Source organism: Georgenia sp. G2120 (assembly GCF_055326485.1).
In genome coordinates this window covers 398,870-413,691 of record NZ_JBUZNL010000001.1, presented here as the reverse complement: position 1 = coordinate 413,691, position 14,822 = coordinate 398,870, and the positions used below count along the sequence as shown (strand labels likewise).

Here is a 14,822-nt window from a genome sequence, read left to right as displayed (position 1 = left end):
CTACCGCGCGGCGGCGCGGAACCGAAGGCCTCGCGCGGCATGTCGGGGCGAGCGTCACGCACCCCGGGGCGCGCCGTTCGCGGTCGAGCCGGAGGCCGAGGTCGTCAGGCCGAGGCTGGAAGGGGCAGCGCCGTCAGGCCTGGGCGCGCGGGGCGCGAGCCCGGCGCGGCTGGTCCACCTGGACGCCGGACGCCTTGAGGTCGGCGCGGAGGTTCTTCGGGAGGGAGAAGAGCACGTCCTCCGTGGCGGTCCGCACCTCCTCGACGGCGAGGAACCCGAGCTCCTGCAGCCGCAGCACCACGTTCCGCACGAGGATCTCCGGCACGGACGCCCCGGACGTCACGCCCACCGAGGTCGCGCCGTCGAACCAGGCCGGGTCGATCTCGTCGGCGGTGTCCACGCGGTAGGAGGAGCCGGCCCCGGCGTCGAGGGCGACCTCGACGAGGCGGACCGAGTTCGAGGAGTTCGCCGACCCGACGACGATGACCACGTCGGACTCCGGCGCCAGCTTCTTCACCGCGACCTGGCGGTTCTGCGTGGCGTAGCAGATGTCGTCGCTCGGCGGGTCCTGCAGCGCGGGGAACCGCTCGCGGAGCTTGTTCACGGTCTCCATCGTCTCGTCGACGCTCAGCGTGGTCTGGGAGAGCCAGATGACGCGCTCGGGGTCGCGGACCTCGACCTGGTCGACCTCGTGGGGGCCGTTGACGACCTGGATGTGCTCGGGCGCCTCGCCCTGGGTGCCCTCGACCTCCTCGTGGCCGTCGTGGCCGATGAGGAGGATGTCGAAGTCGTCGTTCGCGAACCGGACGGCCTCCTTGTGCACCTTGGTCACGAGCGGGCAGGTGGCATCGATCGTCGCGAGGTTGCGGGCCGCGGCCTGGGCGTGCACGGCCGGGGAGACGCCGTGCGCGGAGAACACGACGCGGGCGCCCTCGGGGACCTCGTCGGTCTCGGCGACGAAGATCGCGCCGCGGCGGGACAGGGTCTCGACGACGAACTTGTTGTGGACGATCTCCTTGCGCACGTACACCGGGGCGCCGTAGAGCTCGAGGGCCTTCTCGACGGCGTCGACGGCCCGGTCGACACCGGCGCAGTAGCCGCGGGGCGTGGCCAGGAGGATGCGCTTCCCCTCGGGCGAGTCGAAGGACTCGACCTGCTGCGGGAACGCCGACGCGCCGGCCAGGGACTGGATCGTGTCGGTGGAGGTCACGCCTCCAGGATAGGCGGCCGGTGCAAGCCCCGGCCGGGAGGAGGCTGGCCTCACACGGGGCCGGGTGGGGCCGTCAGCGGCCGAGGACCGCTCCCCGGGCGCGGCCGATCCCCCACACGAGGTACCCGCAGGCGAGCCACCCGCCGAGCAGGAACGCGACCGTCGAGACGAAGTCGGACGCCCCGGGATCGACGAACGGGTAGATCGCGTATCCCCAGCGGTCCGACTGCCACATGTAGAGCGCGAGGTAGGCGAACATCGGCAGCACCCACAGGACGGGCCAGTAGCCGGGGACCCGGTCCTGGTTGCGGCCCACCACGAGCCAGTCGAGGACCATCGCCACCGGCAGCACGAGGTGCACGACGAGCGAGAGCCGCTCGTCGAGGGCGCCCTCGAGGAGCGTGATGAACACGACCGAGGTCATCACCGAGTACGTCGTCACCATGCCCCGGAACCAGCCGTGCCGCCCCTCGAGCCGGTTCCGCGCGGGTCCGGGCCCCAGCACCCGCAGCACGGACAGCACCATGACGAGGGCGACGAGGATCGTGTTGACGGTGGTGAAGAACGTCAGCTGCGCGCCCACGCCTTCCCAGCCACCGGCCTCGTAGACGGGCACGAGCGTCTCGTACAGCGCCCAGATCGCGAGCGCCGCGACGGCGAGTCGCCAGAGCACCGAGAGCGTGACGACCGCCCCGTTCGCCGGCGGCAGACCGTTCCGGGTGCCCGCCGGCCGCGGGCCCGGGTAGGGAGCGGCCCCCGACGGCGGACGGCCCGGCGCGTAGGGAGCCCCGGGACCGTAGGGCGCGCCCTGGGCGCCAGGACCGGGACCACCCGGCCCGTACCCCGGGCCACCGGGTCCCGAGGGGCCGAACCCCGGCCCACCCGGGGGCGGGCCGGCCTGCCATCCCGGGCCGCCCTGTCCGCCGGGGCCCCAGCCCGTCGGGGCCGGCTCGGACAGGGCCGGGATCTCGGCGGTGGACACCTGCGCCCCGGGGTCCTGCGGGGTCGCGGCGGAGTCGAACGCACCACGTCCTGGAGTCGGGGCGGATCCGTCCGTGGGCACCCGGTAGGCCCCCTCCCCCTGGGCCTGCGTGGGCGGCAGGTCGCCGGTCGCCTGCGCGTCGACCGGCGCCAGCGGGGCGGTCGCGTCGGCCCCTGGCGCTCCGCCCGCACCGGACCGGCCTGCCGTGACGCCACCGGGACCACCCGGCGCGCCGTTCGTCGTCGTCGGACCGGCCGGTCCCGCCCCCGCCCCCGCCTGCCGCTCGGCCAGCGGTCGCCTCGACGCGCGCACCTGGGCGGCCATCGAGCCGGGGACGGCGACGGTCGGGTCGATCTCGTCGTCGTGGGGGTGAGTCATCGCGGGTCCTCGTCCGTCGTCGTGCAGGTGGTCCGACGTCGAGCGTAGGCAGGTCCGACCGAACCGGCAGCGCGCGGGGCGGACAGAGCGCCCCTGTCGGGCCGCGGTGCGACGATGGGCACATGGCAGACAACCTCCTCGCGCCCGACCCCGTCCGACTCCCCGAGGACGGCCCCGACGCCCCGGCCCGAGCCGCGCTCGACGCCGGCACCGACGCCCGCGAGGTCGCCGCCGCGCACCCCGCCTCGTCCCTCGCCTGGGCGACCCTGTCCCGCGCCGCGCTCGCGGACGACCCGGTCGCCGCCTACGCGTTCGCCCGGACCGGCTACCACCGCGGGCTCGACGCGCTGCGCAAGGGCGGGTGGCGCGGCCAGGGCCCGGTGCCCGCGTCGCACGTGCCGAACCACGGAGTCGTCCTCGCGGTCCTCGCCCTGCGCGAGGCGGCCCGCGCGATCGGCGAGACCCCCGAGGTCGAGCGGCTCTCCGCGCTCGCGGACGACTTCGACCCGGACGCCGAGGCGATCCTCGCCCGCGCGTGAGCGCCGAGAACGCCGGTGAGCGGGCGCCGCTGCCCGCCACCGCCGCCGCCACCACGCCCGAGGCGCCGTGGCCGGTCCGGCTGCTCTCGCAGAAGATCGCCGAGTACGTCGACCGCATGTCGGCGCTCTGGGTCGAGGGGCAGCTCGTCGAGGTCAACCGCCGGCCCGGCGCACGCACGGCGTTCCTCACGATGCGGGACACCGACGCCGAGATGTCGCTGCGGATCTCCATCGCGGCCCGCGCGCTGCCGGACGAGGTCGCGCCCGGCGCCCACGTGGTCGCGCACGCGAAGCCGAGCTTCTGGACGAAGAACGGCAGCTTCAACCTGTGGGCCGACGACCTGCGGGCGGTCGGCGTGGGCGGGCTGCTCGCCCGCATCGAGGCGCTGCGCAAGGTCCTCGCCGCCGAGGGCGTGTTCGACGACTCGCGCAAGCGTCCGCTGCCGTTCCTCCCCCGCGTCGTCGGGCTCGTCTGCGGACGCAACGCCAAGGCGAAGGACGACGTCCTGACGAACGCGCGGCTGCGGTGGCCGGCGGTCCGGTTCGAGGTCCGCGAGGTCGCCGTCCAGGGCGTCGACACGGTCCCTCAGGTCAGCGCCGCGCTCGCCGAGCTCGATGCCATGGACGAGGTCGACGTCCTCGTGGTGGCCCGGGGCGGCGGGTCCGTCGAGGACCTCTTCCCCTTCTCCAACGAGGCGCTCGTCCGCGCGGTCGCCGCGTGCCGCACGCCGGTCGTCTCCGCCATCGGCCACGAGGGCGACTCGCCGCTGCTCGACCTCGTGGCGGACGTGCGGGCCTCGACACCGACGGACGCCGCCCGGCGCGTGGTGCCCGACTTCGCCCGCGAGAGCGCCGGGGTGAACGACGCCCGCACGCGGGTGCGACGCGCCGTCCTCGCGCGCCTCGACCGCGCGGTCGCCGAGGTCGCGGCGCTGCGTGCCCGGCCGGTGCTCGCCCGCCCGGAGTCGATGCTCGAGGGGCCCACCGCCGAGGTCGCCGCGCTGCGGCACCGCGCCCGCGCCTCCCTCGACGGGCGGCTCTCCGCGGCGTCGGCCGAGCTCGCCCGGGCCCACGGGGGCCTGCTCGCACTCTCGCCGGCGGCCACGCTCGCGCGCGGGTACGCCGTGCTGCGGCGGCGCGACGGCCAGGTGGTGCGGGACCAGGCCGAGGTGGCCACCGGCGACCGGCTCGAGGCGATCCTCCACGCGGGCCGCCTCGGGGTCGAGGTCGTCGCCACCCGCGAGGTGTAGTTGACTGACGGCGTGAACGTGAGGATGCAGCACCCCGACTCCCTCGACCCGCAGCGCCGGGCCCGGACCGCCTCCGACCCCGGCTCCCCCGCCGAAGAGACCCGCGGTGACGCCGCGGATGCGGGAGCGGGGGCGTCCGACGCGTCGGCATCCGGCGACGCGCCCGCCCCCGCCGAGGGGGTCGCCGACCTGTCCTACGAGCAGGCCCGCGACGAGCTCGTCGGTGTGGTCCGTCGCCTCGAGTCCGGTGAGCTCTCGCTGGAGGAGGCCCTCGCGCTGTGGCAGCGCGGCGAGGCCCTCGCCGACCGCTGCCAGTCCTGGCTCGACGGCGCCAGACGGGCCCTCGACGAGGCGCGCAGCGAGGCCGAGCCCTCGGGCGAGGAGGACGGCACCGCCGGGACCGGGGTGACCGCGTGAGCGCCGGACCCACGCCCGCCGAGGCGTGGGCGCGCCTGCGCGAGGGCAACCACCGGTTCGTCGCCGACACGATGGAGCACCCCGACCAGTCCGCCGCCCGGCGGACGCAGGTCTCGGTCGACCAGAAGCCGTTCGCCGTCGTGCTCGGGTGCTCGGACTCCCGGGTCGCCGCCGAGCTGGTGTTCGACCAGGGGCTCGGCGACCTGTTCGTCGTGCGCACGGCGGGCCACGTCCTCGACACGACCGTCATCGGGTCGATCGAGTACGGGATCGACATCCTCGGGATCCCCCTCGTGGTGGTCCTCGGGCACGACTCGTGCGGCGCCGTCGGGGCCGCCGTGCAGGCGCTGTCGACCGGCCGGATGCCCACGGGCTTCGTCCGCACGATCGTCGACCGCGTCATCCCCTCGCTCGTCACGCGTGCCGTCCTGCCCGGTGAGGACGACACCGACGCCGGTCGGGAAGCGACGCCGGCCGAGGACGTGGCTCTCACGCTCCCGCCGACCGACCAGCTGCGTCGCCAGCACGTCCGCGCGACCGTCGAGATGCTCGTCGACTACTCGGCCCACGTGCGCCGGGCCGTCGAGGCCGGCGAGACCGCCGTCGTCGGCGTGGAGTACACGCTGGCCGAGGGGACGGCGCTGCTCGTCGACGCCGTCGGGGACGTCGGGGAGACGCCGCTGACGGCGCCCGCCCCCACCCCCTGACCGTCGAGACTGCGGTTCGTCGTCGTCGGACGCAGGTCGCCCCGGCCCCTGAGCGGGACCGGGGCGACGTGCGCGGTTCCGGCTCTCAGACCTCGTAGGTCTCCAGCAGGTCGGTGACCAGGGCGGACACGGCCGACCGCTCGGAGCGGGTGAGCGTGACGTGGGCGAAGAGCTCGCGGCCCTTGAGCGCCTCGACCACCGAGGCGACGCCGTCGTGACGGCCGACCCGGAGGTTGTCGCGCTGCGCGACGTCGTGGGTGAGGACGACCCGCGAGTTCTGACCGATCCGGGACAGGACCGTCAGCAGCACGTTCCGCTCGAGGGACTGGGCCTCGTCGACGATGACGAACGCGTCGTGCAGCGAGCGCCCGCGGATGTGGGTGAGCGGCAGGACCTCGAGGAGGTTGCGGCCCATGACCTCCTCGACCACCTGCGAGTCGACGACGGCGCCGAGCGTGTCGAAGACCGCGTCCGCCCACGGGTTCATCTTCTCGGCCTCGGTGCCGGGCAGGTAGCCGAGCTCCTGGCCGCCCACGGCGTACAGCGGGCGGAACACGAGGATCCGCTTGTGCTCGCGCCGCTCGAGGACCGCCTCGAGGCCCGCGCACAGGGCGAGCGCCGACTTGCCGGTTCCCGCGCGGCCGCCGAGGGAGACGATCCCGACGTCGGGGTTGACGAGGTGGTCGATCGCCACGCGCTGCTCGGCGGAGCGCCCGCGCATCCCGAAGATCTCGCGATCGCCGCGCACGAGCGTCAGGCGCCCGCCCGCGGAGGTCCGTGCGAGGGCCGAGCCGCGCGGCGAGTGAAGGACGATCCCGGTGTTGACGGGCTGGTCGGGCAGGTCCCCGGGGGTGGCGAGGTCCCCGACCGCGAGCGACTCGTCGCTCCACAGCTGGGCCATCTCGGACTCGGTGACGTCCGCCGTCGCCATGCCCGTGTAGCCGGTGTCGACGACCTGGCCGGCGCGGTACTCCTCGGCGTCGAGCCCGACCGCCGAGGCCTTGACGCGCATCGGCAGGTCCTTGGACACGACCGTCACCGCGTTGCCCTCGGCCGCGAGGTTCGCCGCGACGGCGAGGATCCGGGTGTCGTTGTCCCCGAGGCGCAGCCCCGAGGGGAGGACCTGGTCGCTGGAGTGGTTGAGCTCGACCCGCAGCGTGCCGCCGTCCGTGCCGACGGGCACCGGCCGGTCGAGGTGGCCGTGCTTGACGCGCAGGCTGTCGAGCAGGCGCAGCGCGGCGCGGGCGAAGTAGCCCAGCTCGCTGTGGTGCCGCTTGGCCTCGAGCTCGGTGACCACGACGACCGGCAGGACGACGTCGTGCTCCGCGAACTTCGTCATCGCCCGCGGGTCGGAGAGCAGCACCGAGGTGTCGAGGACGTAGGTGCGCAGCGCGGTGCCCTGCGGCTCCGGGACGCCGAGCTCGGCGGCGACCTCGCTCCCCGTGGTGGTGACGGGCTCGGACGCGGTGTGCTGGGCGGCAGTGGTGCTCACGTCGTGCTCCCTCCGGCGCTGGTGCGCGGGTCAGGACCCTCGGCCCGGCACTCGACGCGCCGGCCTCGGACTCGGGGCGGGCGGACGGCCCACGGGGGCCGGCCGGCCCCCGTCACGCGCAACGTGTGCGCCATGGGCGACCTCCCGGAGGACGGCGAGCGTGCCGTCCGTCGGTATCGAAACTACGCCGCGCCCGACAGCGTGGGCGTGAGGCTCGCGGGCGCGGCGAGCAGGTTCGTCAACTGTTCACGTGACCGACACGCGGGTGTCACGGAGATCACCGTCCGACGACGACGAACGGCGCGCGGTCAGCGGCCGAGGCGGCGTTCCCGGTGGGAGAAGTCGCGCAGCGCCCGCAGGAGGTCGACGCGGCGGAAGTCGGGCCAGTAGGCCTCGCAGAAGTACAGCTCGGAGTGCACGGACTGCCACAGGAGGAACCCGCCGAGCCGCTGCTCGCCCGAGGTGCGGATGAGCAGGTCCGGGTCGGGCTGGCCGGAGGTGTAGAGGTGGCCGTCGATGTCCGCGACCGTCAGCGAGTCGGCGACCTCCTCGAGCGACCGCCCCTCGGCTGCGCGCTCGCGCAGGAGCGCCCGCACGGCGTCCGCGATCTCCTCGCGCCCCCCGTAGCCGACGGCGATGTTGACGACCAGGGCGTCACCGGTCGGCGAGGCGGCGGCGCGCAGCCGGTCGGCGATGTCGGGCGGCAGCAGGTCGAGCGAGCCCACGAGCCGGACGTTCCACCGGGCGGTCGCGGCGATCGATGCGACCGAGCCCACGATGATCTCGAGCAGGTCGGCGATCTCGTCCGGGTCGCGGCGCAGGTTGTCCGTGGACAGCATCCACAGCGTGACGACCTCGACGCCGACCTCCTCGCACCACGCGAGCAGCTCGTGGACCTTGTCGGCCCCGCGTCGGTGACCGTCCGCGGTCTGCGCACCGACCGAGCGCGCCCACCGCCGGTTGCCGTCGAGCATGACCCCGACGTGCTTCGGCATCCGCGTCCGGTCGATCTCGGCCAGCAGGCGCCGCTCGTACAGCGAGTACAGCACGTCGCTCGAGCGCACCGTCCACCTCCGTCCGATCGTCGCCGGGTGCGACCATCCCCGCAGCGTAGCGACCATGGCCGGGGCGTCCGCGCACCGCCCGGCCTGGATCGTCGTCGAGCATCGGGGGCGGCGTACCGCGCGAACCTACACAGGTGTAGGTTGTTGGTCATGAACGCCGCTCCCGGGACGCCCGCGCCCGTCGCCCCGGACGACCACGTCGAGCCGGGTGCCCCGGCCGACGCCGCGCACACCGGGACCCCGGCCGACGCCGCGGGTACCGCGCTCCCCGGGGCGCACTCCGTCGCCCCCGGGGCCCACGAGGCCAAGCCGCTCGCCCGCGGCTGGATCCACCTCGTCACGGCGCCGATCGCGCTCGTCGTCGGCCTGGCCCTGGTGGTCACCGCACCGACGCTCACCGCCCGCGTGACGTGCGCGGTCTTCGCGCTCACCGCGGTCCAGCTGTTCGCCACCTCGGCGATCTACCACCGCGGGACGTGGCGGCCACGCCTGGCCACCCTGCTGCGGCGCCTCGACCACACGAACATCTTCCTGCTCATCGCGGGCACGTACACGCCGCTCGCCGCCATCCTCCTCCCGCCACGGACGGCCACGATCCTGCTCTCCGTGGTCTGGAGCGGCGCGCTGCTCGGCACGCTCAGCCGCATGTTCTGGCTCTCGGCCCCGCGGTGGGTCTACACGCCGGTCTACGTGGCGCTCGGCTGGGTGGCCGTGTGGTTCATGCCCGACTTCTGGCACACGGGCGGCCCCGCGGTCGTCTGGCTCCTCGCCGCCGGCGGGCTGGCGTACACGCTCGGCGCCGTGGCCTACGCGCTCAAGCGTCCGAACCCCGCACCGCGGGTCTTCGGCTTCCACGAGATCTTCCACGTCGGCACGGTGCTGGGGTGGGGCTGCCACGCCGGCGCCGTCGCGGTCGCCTGCCTCGCGGCGGCCTGACAGCCCCGGTCCCCCGGCTCCTCGGCGGGCCGGCCCCGTCTGGGCCCCGGCCCGATCGGTCGCGTCCGGACCCCGCCCGACGGCGCACCCCACCTGGGCGTCCGCGTCGCAGTCCTACTAGGGTCGAGGCCCCACCGCGACAAGGAGCTGACCGTGGCCGACGACCTCACCTGGACCGCCTCGCCCGCCGACCTGCTGAGGCCGGGGCCCGACTTCGACCTCGCCACGTTCGACCGCGGGGGCACCCCGGGGTTCGACGGCGACAAGGACGACGGCAAGGCCCTGACCGCCGAGCGCGGCCTGCTGCTCTCCGAGCTGCAGGAGCGGCTGTTCGCCGAGGGGCGGTCGGGCGGCGAGCGCTCCGTCCTGCTGGTTCTCCAGGGGCTCGACACCGCGGGCAAGGGCGGGATCGTCCGGCACGTCATGGGCATGGTCGACCCCCAGGGCATCGACCTGCACTCGTTCGGCGTCCCCACCGAGGAGGAGAAGAGGCACAACTACCTGTGGCGCATCCGCCGGGCCCTCCCGCGGCCGGGACGCATCGGGGTCTTCGACCGGTCGCACTACGAGGACGTGCTCGTGGCCCGGGTCGACGAGCTCGTCGAGGAGGAGGTCTGGCGCAGGCGCTACGCCGAGATCAACCGGTTCGAGCGCACGGTCGCCTCGCGGGGCACGACGATCGTCAAGGTCGCGCTCATGGTCTCCAAGCAGGAGCAGGGGCTGCGACTGCTCGAGCGCCTCGACCGGCCGGACAAGCACTGGAAGTTCAACCCGAACGACGTCACCACCCGAAAGAAGTGGGACGACTACCAGGAGGCCTACGCGGACGTCTTCGCGCGGACGAACACCGACGTCGCACCGTGGCACGTCATCCCCGCGGACAAGAAGTGGTACGCGCGGCTCGCGGTGACGGAGCTCGTCACCCAGGCGCTCATCGACATGAACCCGCGCTGGCCCCGGCCCCGCTGGCGGGTGGCGACGCAGACGGCCGCCCTCCTGCGGACGATGGATCCCGACAACGTCCCCACCAACGAGGAGCGTGAGGAGACGGTCGAGGAGACGCTCGCCGACGAGCGCGAGTTCGCCGCGGCCCTCGCCGAGGTCGCCGCCTCGCCTGCCGACCCGCAGGACGCCGCCGACGAGCAGGACGCGAAGGACACGAAGAAGGACGACAAGAAGGACAAGGACAAGAAGAGCAAGAAGGACAAGAAGAAGGACGACGACGACAAGCCGTCCGAGAAGAAGAAGAAGGACAAGAAGAAGGACGGCAAGAAAAAGAAGAAGAAGGACGACTGAGGCGCCTCCGCCGCGCTCTCGGCAGAAACCGCGCCGGTTGCCGTTCCCTCACCCGCACTCTCGACCACGAGCACGCCCCCTGCCGTTCCCTCACCCGCACTCTCGACCGCGAGGACGGGGACGGGGACGACGTCACCGGGCGATTCGTGACGGACCTCACCGGATTCCGCGTCCCGATCGTGTGACCTCCGCCTGTCTCGGCCGCGACGAGCCGGTTTGACCTACCCACCACCTCCCGGACGGGGGACCATAGGTCCAGGTGCTCGACCGACGCACCGCCGCCCCCCTTGGAGGACACCGTGTTCGCTGCCGACATCCCGCCCGCCGACCTCGTGGTCGACCAGTCCGAGATCGTGATCGTCGAGCACTCCGGTGCCGCCCGCTCGGCCGGTGACGACGGCGTGACCGTCCTCGTCGAGCCGGAGACCGACCCCGCCGCCCTCCCGCTCGAGGGCGCGGACAGCGACGCGACGGCGAGCCCCGACTCGGGCAAGGGCAAGCCCGGCAAGATCATCTGGCGCCCCTACCCCTGATCGGCCCGGCAGCCGGCGGGGGCGACGACGCCCCCGCCGGAGCGCCACCTGCGCGCCCGGCGACGACCCGCTACTCGGCCTCCGTCGACCGCGGAGCGTCCTGCTCGGCCTCCGTCGACCGCGGAGCGTCCTGCTCGGCCTCCGTCGACCGCGGAGCGTCCTGCTCGGCCTCCGTCGTCCCCGCGTCGCCGTCCGCCTCGGACCGCTCCTTGGCCTCCTGAGCCGCACGCACCCGCGCGTTCTGGTCGACCCGGCGCATCTGCCTCACGACGAGGAACCCGAGCGCCACGACCACGGCCGCGAGCGCGAAGAACGCGAAGAACCCCTCGATCCCCGGCGAGACGTCCCACGGCTGCAGCTCGCCGGTCGGTGTCTCGGCCCCCGCCGACCACGGGCCCGCGAGCCCGCCGGCCACGACCGCCCCGGGGATCACCGCGCGGTCCGGTCGGACCCGTGCCCGGTGCCCACGGCGTCGGAGTCAGTGCCCGCCCCCGCGAGGTCGGCCCCGAGGACCGTGACCGGCGACCCGTCGGCGAGCCCCTCGGGCACCACGCCGGCGAACAGGTCGTCCTCCACCGCGTCGGAGACCGGGACCCGGGAGAGCACGAGCTCGAACTCCTCGACCGGCCACACCTGCGCCTCGAGGTCGCGCGGGACCGAGAAGAAGAACCCGTCAGGGTCGATCTGGGTCGCGTGCGCGCGCAGCGCGGCATCGCGTGCCGCGAAGTGCTCGGCCACGTGCACGGCGGCCGTCGCGGGACGACGCTCCACCCCGGCGTCCTCGTCCCGCCTCTCCCGGCGCTCGATCCACTCGGCGAACGGGGACTCCGCGCCACGCTCGAGCAGAGCCTCGTGGACGGCGCGGATGCGGCCCCCGGAGAAGGAGACGTCGTAGTAGACCTTCTGCACCGCCCACGCGGGGCCGGCCTCGGGGTACTGCTCGGGGTCCGCGGCGGCGTCGAACGCGAGCATCGAGATCTCGTGCACGCGCACGTGGTCGGGGTGCGGGTACCCGCCGTTCTCGTCGTAGGTGGTCATCACGTGCGGACGGAACTCGCGGATCTGCGCCACGAGTGCGCCGACGACCACCTCGTCGGGCTCGAGCGCGAAGCACCCCTCGGGGAGCGGCGGCAGCGGGTCGCCCTCGGGGAGCCCGGAGTCGACGAACCCGAGCCACGCGTGCTCGATGCCGAGGGCCTCCGCGGACGCCGCCATCTCCGTCCTGCGCAGCTCGACCATGTTGGCCTCGACCTCGGGGTCGCCCTGCAGCCGAGGGTTGAGCACCGAGCCCCGCTCGCCGCCGGTCGCGGTGACGACCCGCACCCGGTGCCCGTCCGCCGCATACCGCGCCATCGTCGCCGCGCCCTTGCTGGCCTCGTCGTCGGGGTGGGCGTGCACTGCCATCAGCCGGAGCGTGCGGGTCGTCACGGTGGTACTCCTCGTCAGGTTCGGACCGCGGCGCGCGGCTCGGACGGCGGGGGCGCCGTCGGGGACAATGGTCCAACACCCGGGCCTCGGCACGCGAACGGCCCCCGGGTGGTGGACCCACGGAGGAAGCGTAGGCATGACGAGCGGCACGACGGCGAACGGGACCGACGAGGGCCCGGGCGCGGGCCCCGGGCCCGCCTCCGCGGACCCGCAGCCAGGAGCTGCGGCAGGCGCGGGCATCGACCCCGACCTCGTGCGCCGGCGCTACGGCCGCGGCCGCCCGACCGGCAACCGCCGCGCGCAGTGGCTGGTCCCCCTGCTCGGTGCGTTCGTGCTCGTCGCCGGCGCCACAGTCCTCGCCTGGCAGATGTCGAGGGAGCCGTCGGTCTCGGTCGAGCACGTGGGGTACACGGTCGAGGGGCCGGACGAGGTCGAGGTGCGGTTCGTCGTCGTCGCCGACCCGGGCACCGAGGTCGTGTGCACGCTGCGCGCGGTCAACCGCGACTTCACCGAGGTCGGGGTCCGCGAGGTACGCCTCGGCCCCGTGACCGAGCGGCGGACGGCGGCCGTCGAACCGGTCCTCACCTCCGAGCGCGCGGCGTCCGGGCACGCCGAGTCCTGCCGGGTCGCCTGACGTCCGAGAGCGGCCCGAACCCTTCCGAATCGGCGTCATGGTGCTAGGATGGCCGTTTCATGCACCGCCCGGACCCGCCTGGGGCCCGGGCGGTTTCCGTCCGCCGCCGGGCGGCGGACACCATCACTCGACGTAAGGAGCCGTGATGTCCCAGCAGACCGGGACCACCTGGCTGACCCAGGATGCCTACGACCGTCTCACCGCCGAGCTCGAGGAGCTGTCGGGGCCCGGTCGTCAGGAGATCGCCGAGCGGATCGAGCAGGCCCGCTCGGAAGGTGACCTCAAGGAGAACGGCGGCTACCACGCGGCGCGCGAGGAGCAGGGCAAGCAGGAGGCCCGCATCCAGCAGCTGACCGCGCTCCTGCGCGTCGCCCAGGTCGGCGAGCCCCCCGCGGACGACGGCGTCGTCGAGCCCGGGATGGTCATCACCGCCTCGATCGCCGGCAAGAAGCGCACGTTCCTGCTCGGTTCGCGCGAGGCCGCCGAGGGCCTCGACATCGAGGTCTTCTCGGAGTCCTCCCCGCTCGGCCAGGCCGTCCTCGGCCGCAGCGCCGGCGAGTCGACCTCCTACGAGGCACCCAACGGCGCGACCATCACGGTCGAGCTCGAGACGGTCAAGCCCTTCACGGTCTGACGCTGACGGGCCTCAGGTCCGCGACGCCCGAGGGCCCCGCTCGCCGATGCGCGAGCGGGGCCCTCGCGCGTCGGAGGCCCGGGCGTCACGGAGAGTCGTCGAGGACCCGGATCCCGTCCGCCGTGAGCGCCGCGCGGACCTCGTCGCCGTGCTCGGGCCCCTTGGTCTCGATCTCGACCGCGATCTCGACCTCGTCGACCGCGAGGCCGCCGGCGGTGCGCGAGTGCTCGACCGAGGCGACGTTGGCACCGAGCTCGCCGAGCCGGGCGAGCACGCCGGCCAGGGAGCCGGGGGCGTCGCTCACCCGCACGCGCAAGGACAGGAACCGGCCGGCCGAGGCGAGGCCGTGCCGGACCACGCGCAGCAGCAGCAGCGGGTCGACGTTGCCGCCGGAGAGCACCACCACCGTCGGACCGTCGGCGAAGTCGCCCGGGGAGGCGGAGACCGCCGCGAGCCCCGCCGCACCGGAGGGCTCGACCACGAGCTTGGCGCGCTCGACGAGGTGGAGGAGCGCCTGCGAGAGCTGCTCCTCCCCCACCGTCCGCACGTCGTCGACGAGCGCGCGCACGATCTCGAAGGGCACGGTGCCGGGCGTCCCGACGGCGATGCCGTCCGCCATCGTGCGCACCTCGTCCAGCGGCACGGGCCGCCCCTGCGCGAGGGAGGCTGGCCACGCCGCCGCGGACGCCGCCTGCACCCCGACCACCCGCACCCCGGGCCGGACCGCGTGGGCCGCTGCGGCGATCCCGGCGAGCAGCCCGCCGCCGCCCGTGGGGACGACGATCGTCGCGACGTCGGGGACCTGCTCGAGGATCTCGAGTCCCACGCTCGCGGCGCCCGCCACGATGTCGGCGTGGTCGTAGGGGTGGATGAGCGTGCGTCCCGAGGCCGCGCAGTCCGCCTCCGCCTCGGCGAGGCAGTCCATGAGGTGACGCCCGGTGAGGACAACCTCGGCCCCGTACCCGCGGGTGGCCGCGACCTTGGGCAGCGCCGCGTCGTCCGGCATGTAGATCCGGGCCGGGACGCCGAGCTCGCGCGCGGCGAGCGCCACGCCCTGGGCGTGGTTGCCGGCCGAGGCGGCGATGACGCCGTGCGCGCGCTCCTCGTCCGAGAGCCGGCCGAGTCGGACCGCGGCCCCCCGGATCTTGAACGAGCCCGTGCGCTGGAGGTGCTCGGCCTTGAGCCACAGCGGCGCCCCGGTGCGCTCGGCCATCGAGCGGAAGGACAGCACGGGCGTCTCGTGCGCGACCGGTCGGACGATCTCGCGCGCCGCGTCGAGCTCGGCGCGGGTGGGCAGGTGGTCTCCGGTCGGCGTGGTCACG

16 protein-coding genes are annotated in these 14,822 nt (G+C 74.5%); 9 read left to right on the top strand and 7 right to left on the bottom strand.

From position 1 onward, the window contains the following. Positions 1 to 133 precede the first annotated feature (133 nt). Both ACZLMO_RS02035 and ACZLMO_RS02030 read right to left on the bottom strand, forming a co-directional pair. Positions 134 to 1,183: a 4-hydroxy-3-methylbut-2-enyl diphosphate reductase gene (locus tag ACZLMO_RS02035; protein ID WP_425714853.1), complete on the bottom strand. Its 1,050-nt coding sequence runs from the start codon at positions 1,181 to 1,183 to the stop codon at positions 134 to 136. A gap of 100 nt (positions 1,184 to 1,283) precedes the next feature. Further along, positions 1,284 to 2,570, bottom strand: coding sequence for a hypothetical protein (locus ACZLMO_RS02030; protein WP_425714807.1), 1,287 nt, complete (start codon positions 2,568 to 2,570; stop codon positions 1,284 to 1,286). A gap of 122 nt (positions 2,571 to 2,692) precedes the next feature. Between ACZLMO_RS02030 and ACZLMO_RS02025 the strand changes: the two genes are divergently transcribed. Genes ACZLMO_RS02025 through ACZLMO_RS02010 form a run of 4 tightly spaced genes read left to right on the top strand, consistent with a single transcriptional unit; the run spans position 2,693 to position 5,483 of the window. Further along, a complete protein-coding gene (locus ACZLMO_RS02025) occupies positions 2,693 to 3,109 on the top strand; it encodes a DUF3151 domain-containing protein (protein WP_425714806.1) in 417 nt (138 codons plus the stop codon). Further along, positions 3,106 to 4,359, top strand: coding sequence for an exodeoxyribonuclease VII large subunit (gene xseA, locus ACZLMO_RS02020; RefSeq protein WP_425714805.1), 1,254 nt, complete (start codon positions 3,106 to 3,108; stop codon positions 4,357 to 4,359). Before ACZLMO_RS02025 ends, xseA begins: the two co-directional genes overlap by 4 nt. 12 nt (positions 4,360 to 4,371) lie before the next feature. Then, complete coding sequence (locus ACZLMO_RS02015) at positions 4,372 to 4,776, top strand: exodeoxyribonuclease VII small subunit (protein WP_463652710.1); 405 nt, start codon at positions 4,372 to 4,374, stop codon at positions 4,774 to 4,776. Continuing rightward, a complete protein-coding gene (locus tag ACZLMO_RS02010; protein ID WP_425714804.1) occupies positions 4,773 to 5,483 on the top strand; it encodes a carbonic anhydrase in 711 nt (236 codons plus the stop codon). The genes ACZLMO_RS02015 and ACZLMO_RS02010 overlap by 4 nt, the downstream gene beginning before the upstream one ends. 85 nt (positions 5,484 to 5,568) lie before the next feature. Here the strand turns inward: ACZLMO_RS02010 and ACZLMO_RS02005 are convergent, their stop codons facing one another. Together ACZLMO_RS02005 and ACZLMO_RS02000 are read right to left on the bottom strand one after the other, a co-directional pair. Continuing rightward, a complete protein-coding gene (locus tag ACZLMO_RS02005) occupies positions 5,569 to 6,822 on the bottom strand; it encodes a PhoH family protein (protein WP_463652741.1) in 1,254 nt (417 codons plus the stop codon). 461 nt (positions 6,823 to 7,283) lie between these two features. Continuing rightward, entirely contained in the window at positions 7,284 to 8,039 is a 756-nt protein-coding gene (locus ACZLMO_RS02000; RefSeq protein WP_425714803.1) for an isoprenyl transferase, read from the bottom strand. 150 nt (positions 8,040 to 8,189) lie between these two features. On the opposite strand from ACZLMO_RS02000, the gene trhA reads away from it, so the two are divergent. The 3 genes from trhA (at position 8,190) to ACZLMO_RS01985 (ending at position 10,804) form a co-directional block, all read left to right on the top strand. Continuing rightward, positions 8,190 to 8,975, top strand: a complete 786-nt coding sequence (trhA, locus tag ACZLMO_RS01995) for a PAQR family membrane homeostasis protein TrhA (RefSeq protein WP_425714802.1) — start codon at positions 8,190 to 8,192, stop codon at positions 8,973 to 8,975. A 153-nt stretch (positions 8,976 to 9,128) separates the two neighbouring features. Further along, positions 9,129 to 10,271, top strand: coding sequence for a PPK2 family polyphosphate kinase (locus ACZLMO_RS01990; RefSeq protein WP_463652709.1), 1,143 nt, complete (start codon positions 9,129 to 9,131; stop codon positions 10,269 to 10,271). Between the two features lie 299 nt (positions 10,272 to 10,570). Next, on the top strand, positions 10,571 to 10,804 hold the full coding sequence (locus tag ACZLMO_RS01985; RefSeq protein WP_425714800.1) for a hypothetical protein: 234 nt from the start codon (positions 10,571 to 10,573) through the stop codon (positions 10,802 to 10,804). Between the two features lie 70 nt (positions 10,805 to 10,874). Here the strand turns inward: ACZLMO_RS01985 and ACZLMO_RS01980 are convergent, their stop codons facing one another. Continuing rightward, positions 10,875 to 11,237: a hypothetical protein gene (locus ACZLMO_RS01980; RefSeq protein ID WP_463652708.1), complete on the bottom strand. Its 363-nt coding sequence runs from the start codon at positions 11,235 to 11,237 to the stop codon at positions 10,875 to 10,877. Next, the gene (gene mca / locus ACZLMO_RS01975; RefSeq protein WP_463652707.1) at positions 11,234 to 12,208 is read right to left on the bottom strand and encodes a mycothiol conjugate amidase Mca; all 975 of its coding nucleotides are present in this window, start codon (positions 12,206 to 12,208) and stop codon (positions 11,234 to 11,236) included. The genes ACZLMO_RS01980 and mca overlap by 4 nt, the downstream gene beginning before the upstream one ends. Positions 12,209 to 12,368: 160 nt before the next feature. Between mca and ACZLMO_RS01970 the strand changes: the two genes are divergently transcribed. Continuing rightward, positions 12,369 to 12,866: a DUF4307 domain-containing protein gene (locus ACZLMO_RS01970; RefSeq protein ID WP_463652706.1), complete on the top strand. Its 498-nt coding sequence runs from the start codon at positions 12,369 to 12,371 to the stop codon at positions 12,864 to 12,866. 145 nt (positions 12,867 to 13,011) lie between these two features. Then, on the top strand, positions 13,012 to 13,500 hold the full coding sequence (greA, locus tag ACZLMO_RS01965; RefSeq protein ID WP_425714796.1) for a transcription elongation factor GreA: 489 nt from the start codon (positions 13,012 to 13,014) through the stop codon (positions 13,498 to 13,500). An 85-nt stretch (positions 13,501 to 13,585) separates the two neighbouring features. Here greA and ilvA read toward each other — a convergent pair whose 3' ends face one another. Further along, a complete protein-coding gene (gene ilvA, locus ACZLMO_RS01960; RefSeq protein WP_425714795.1) occupies positions 13,586 to 14,821 on the bottom strand; it encodes a threonine ammonia-lyase in 1,236 nt (411 codons plus the stop codon). Position 14,822: the final 1 nt, after the last annotated feature.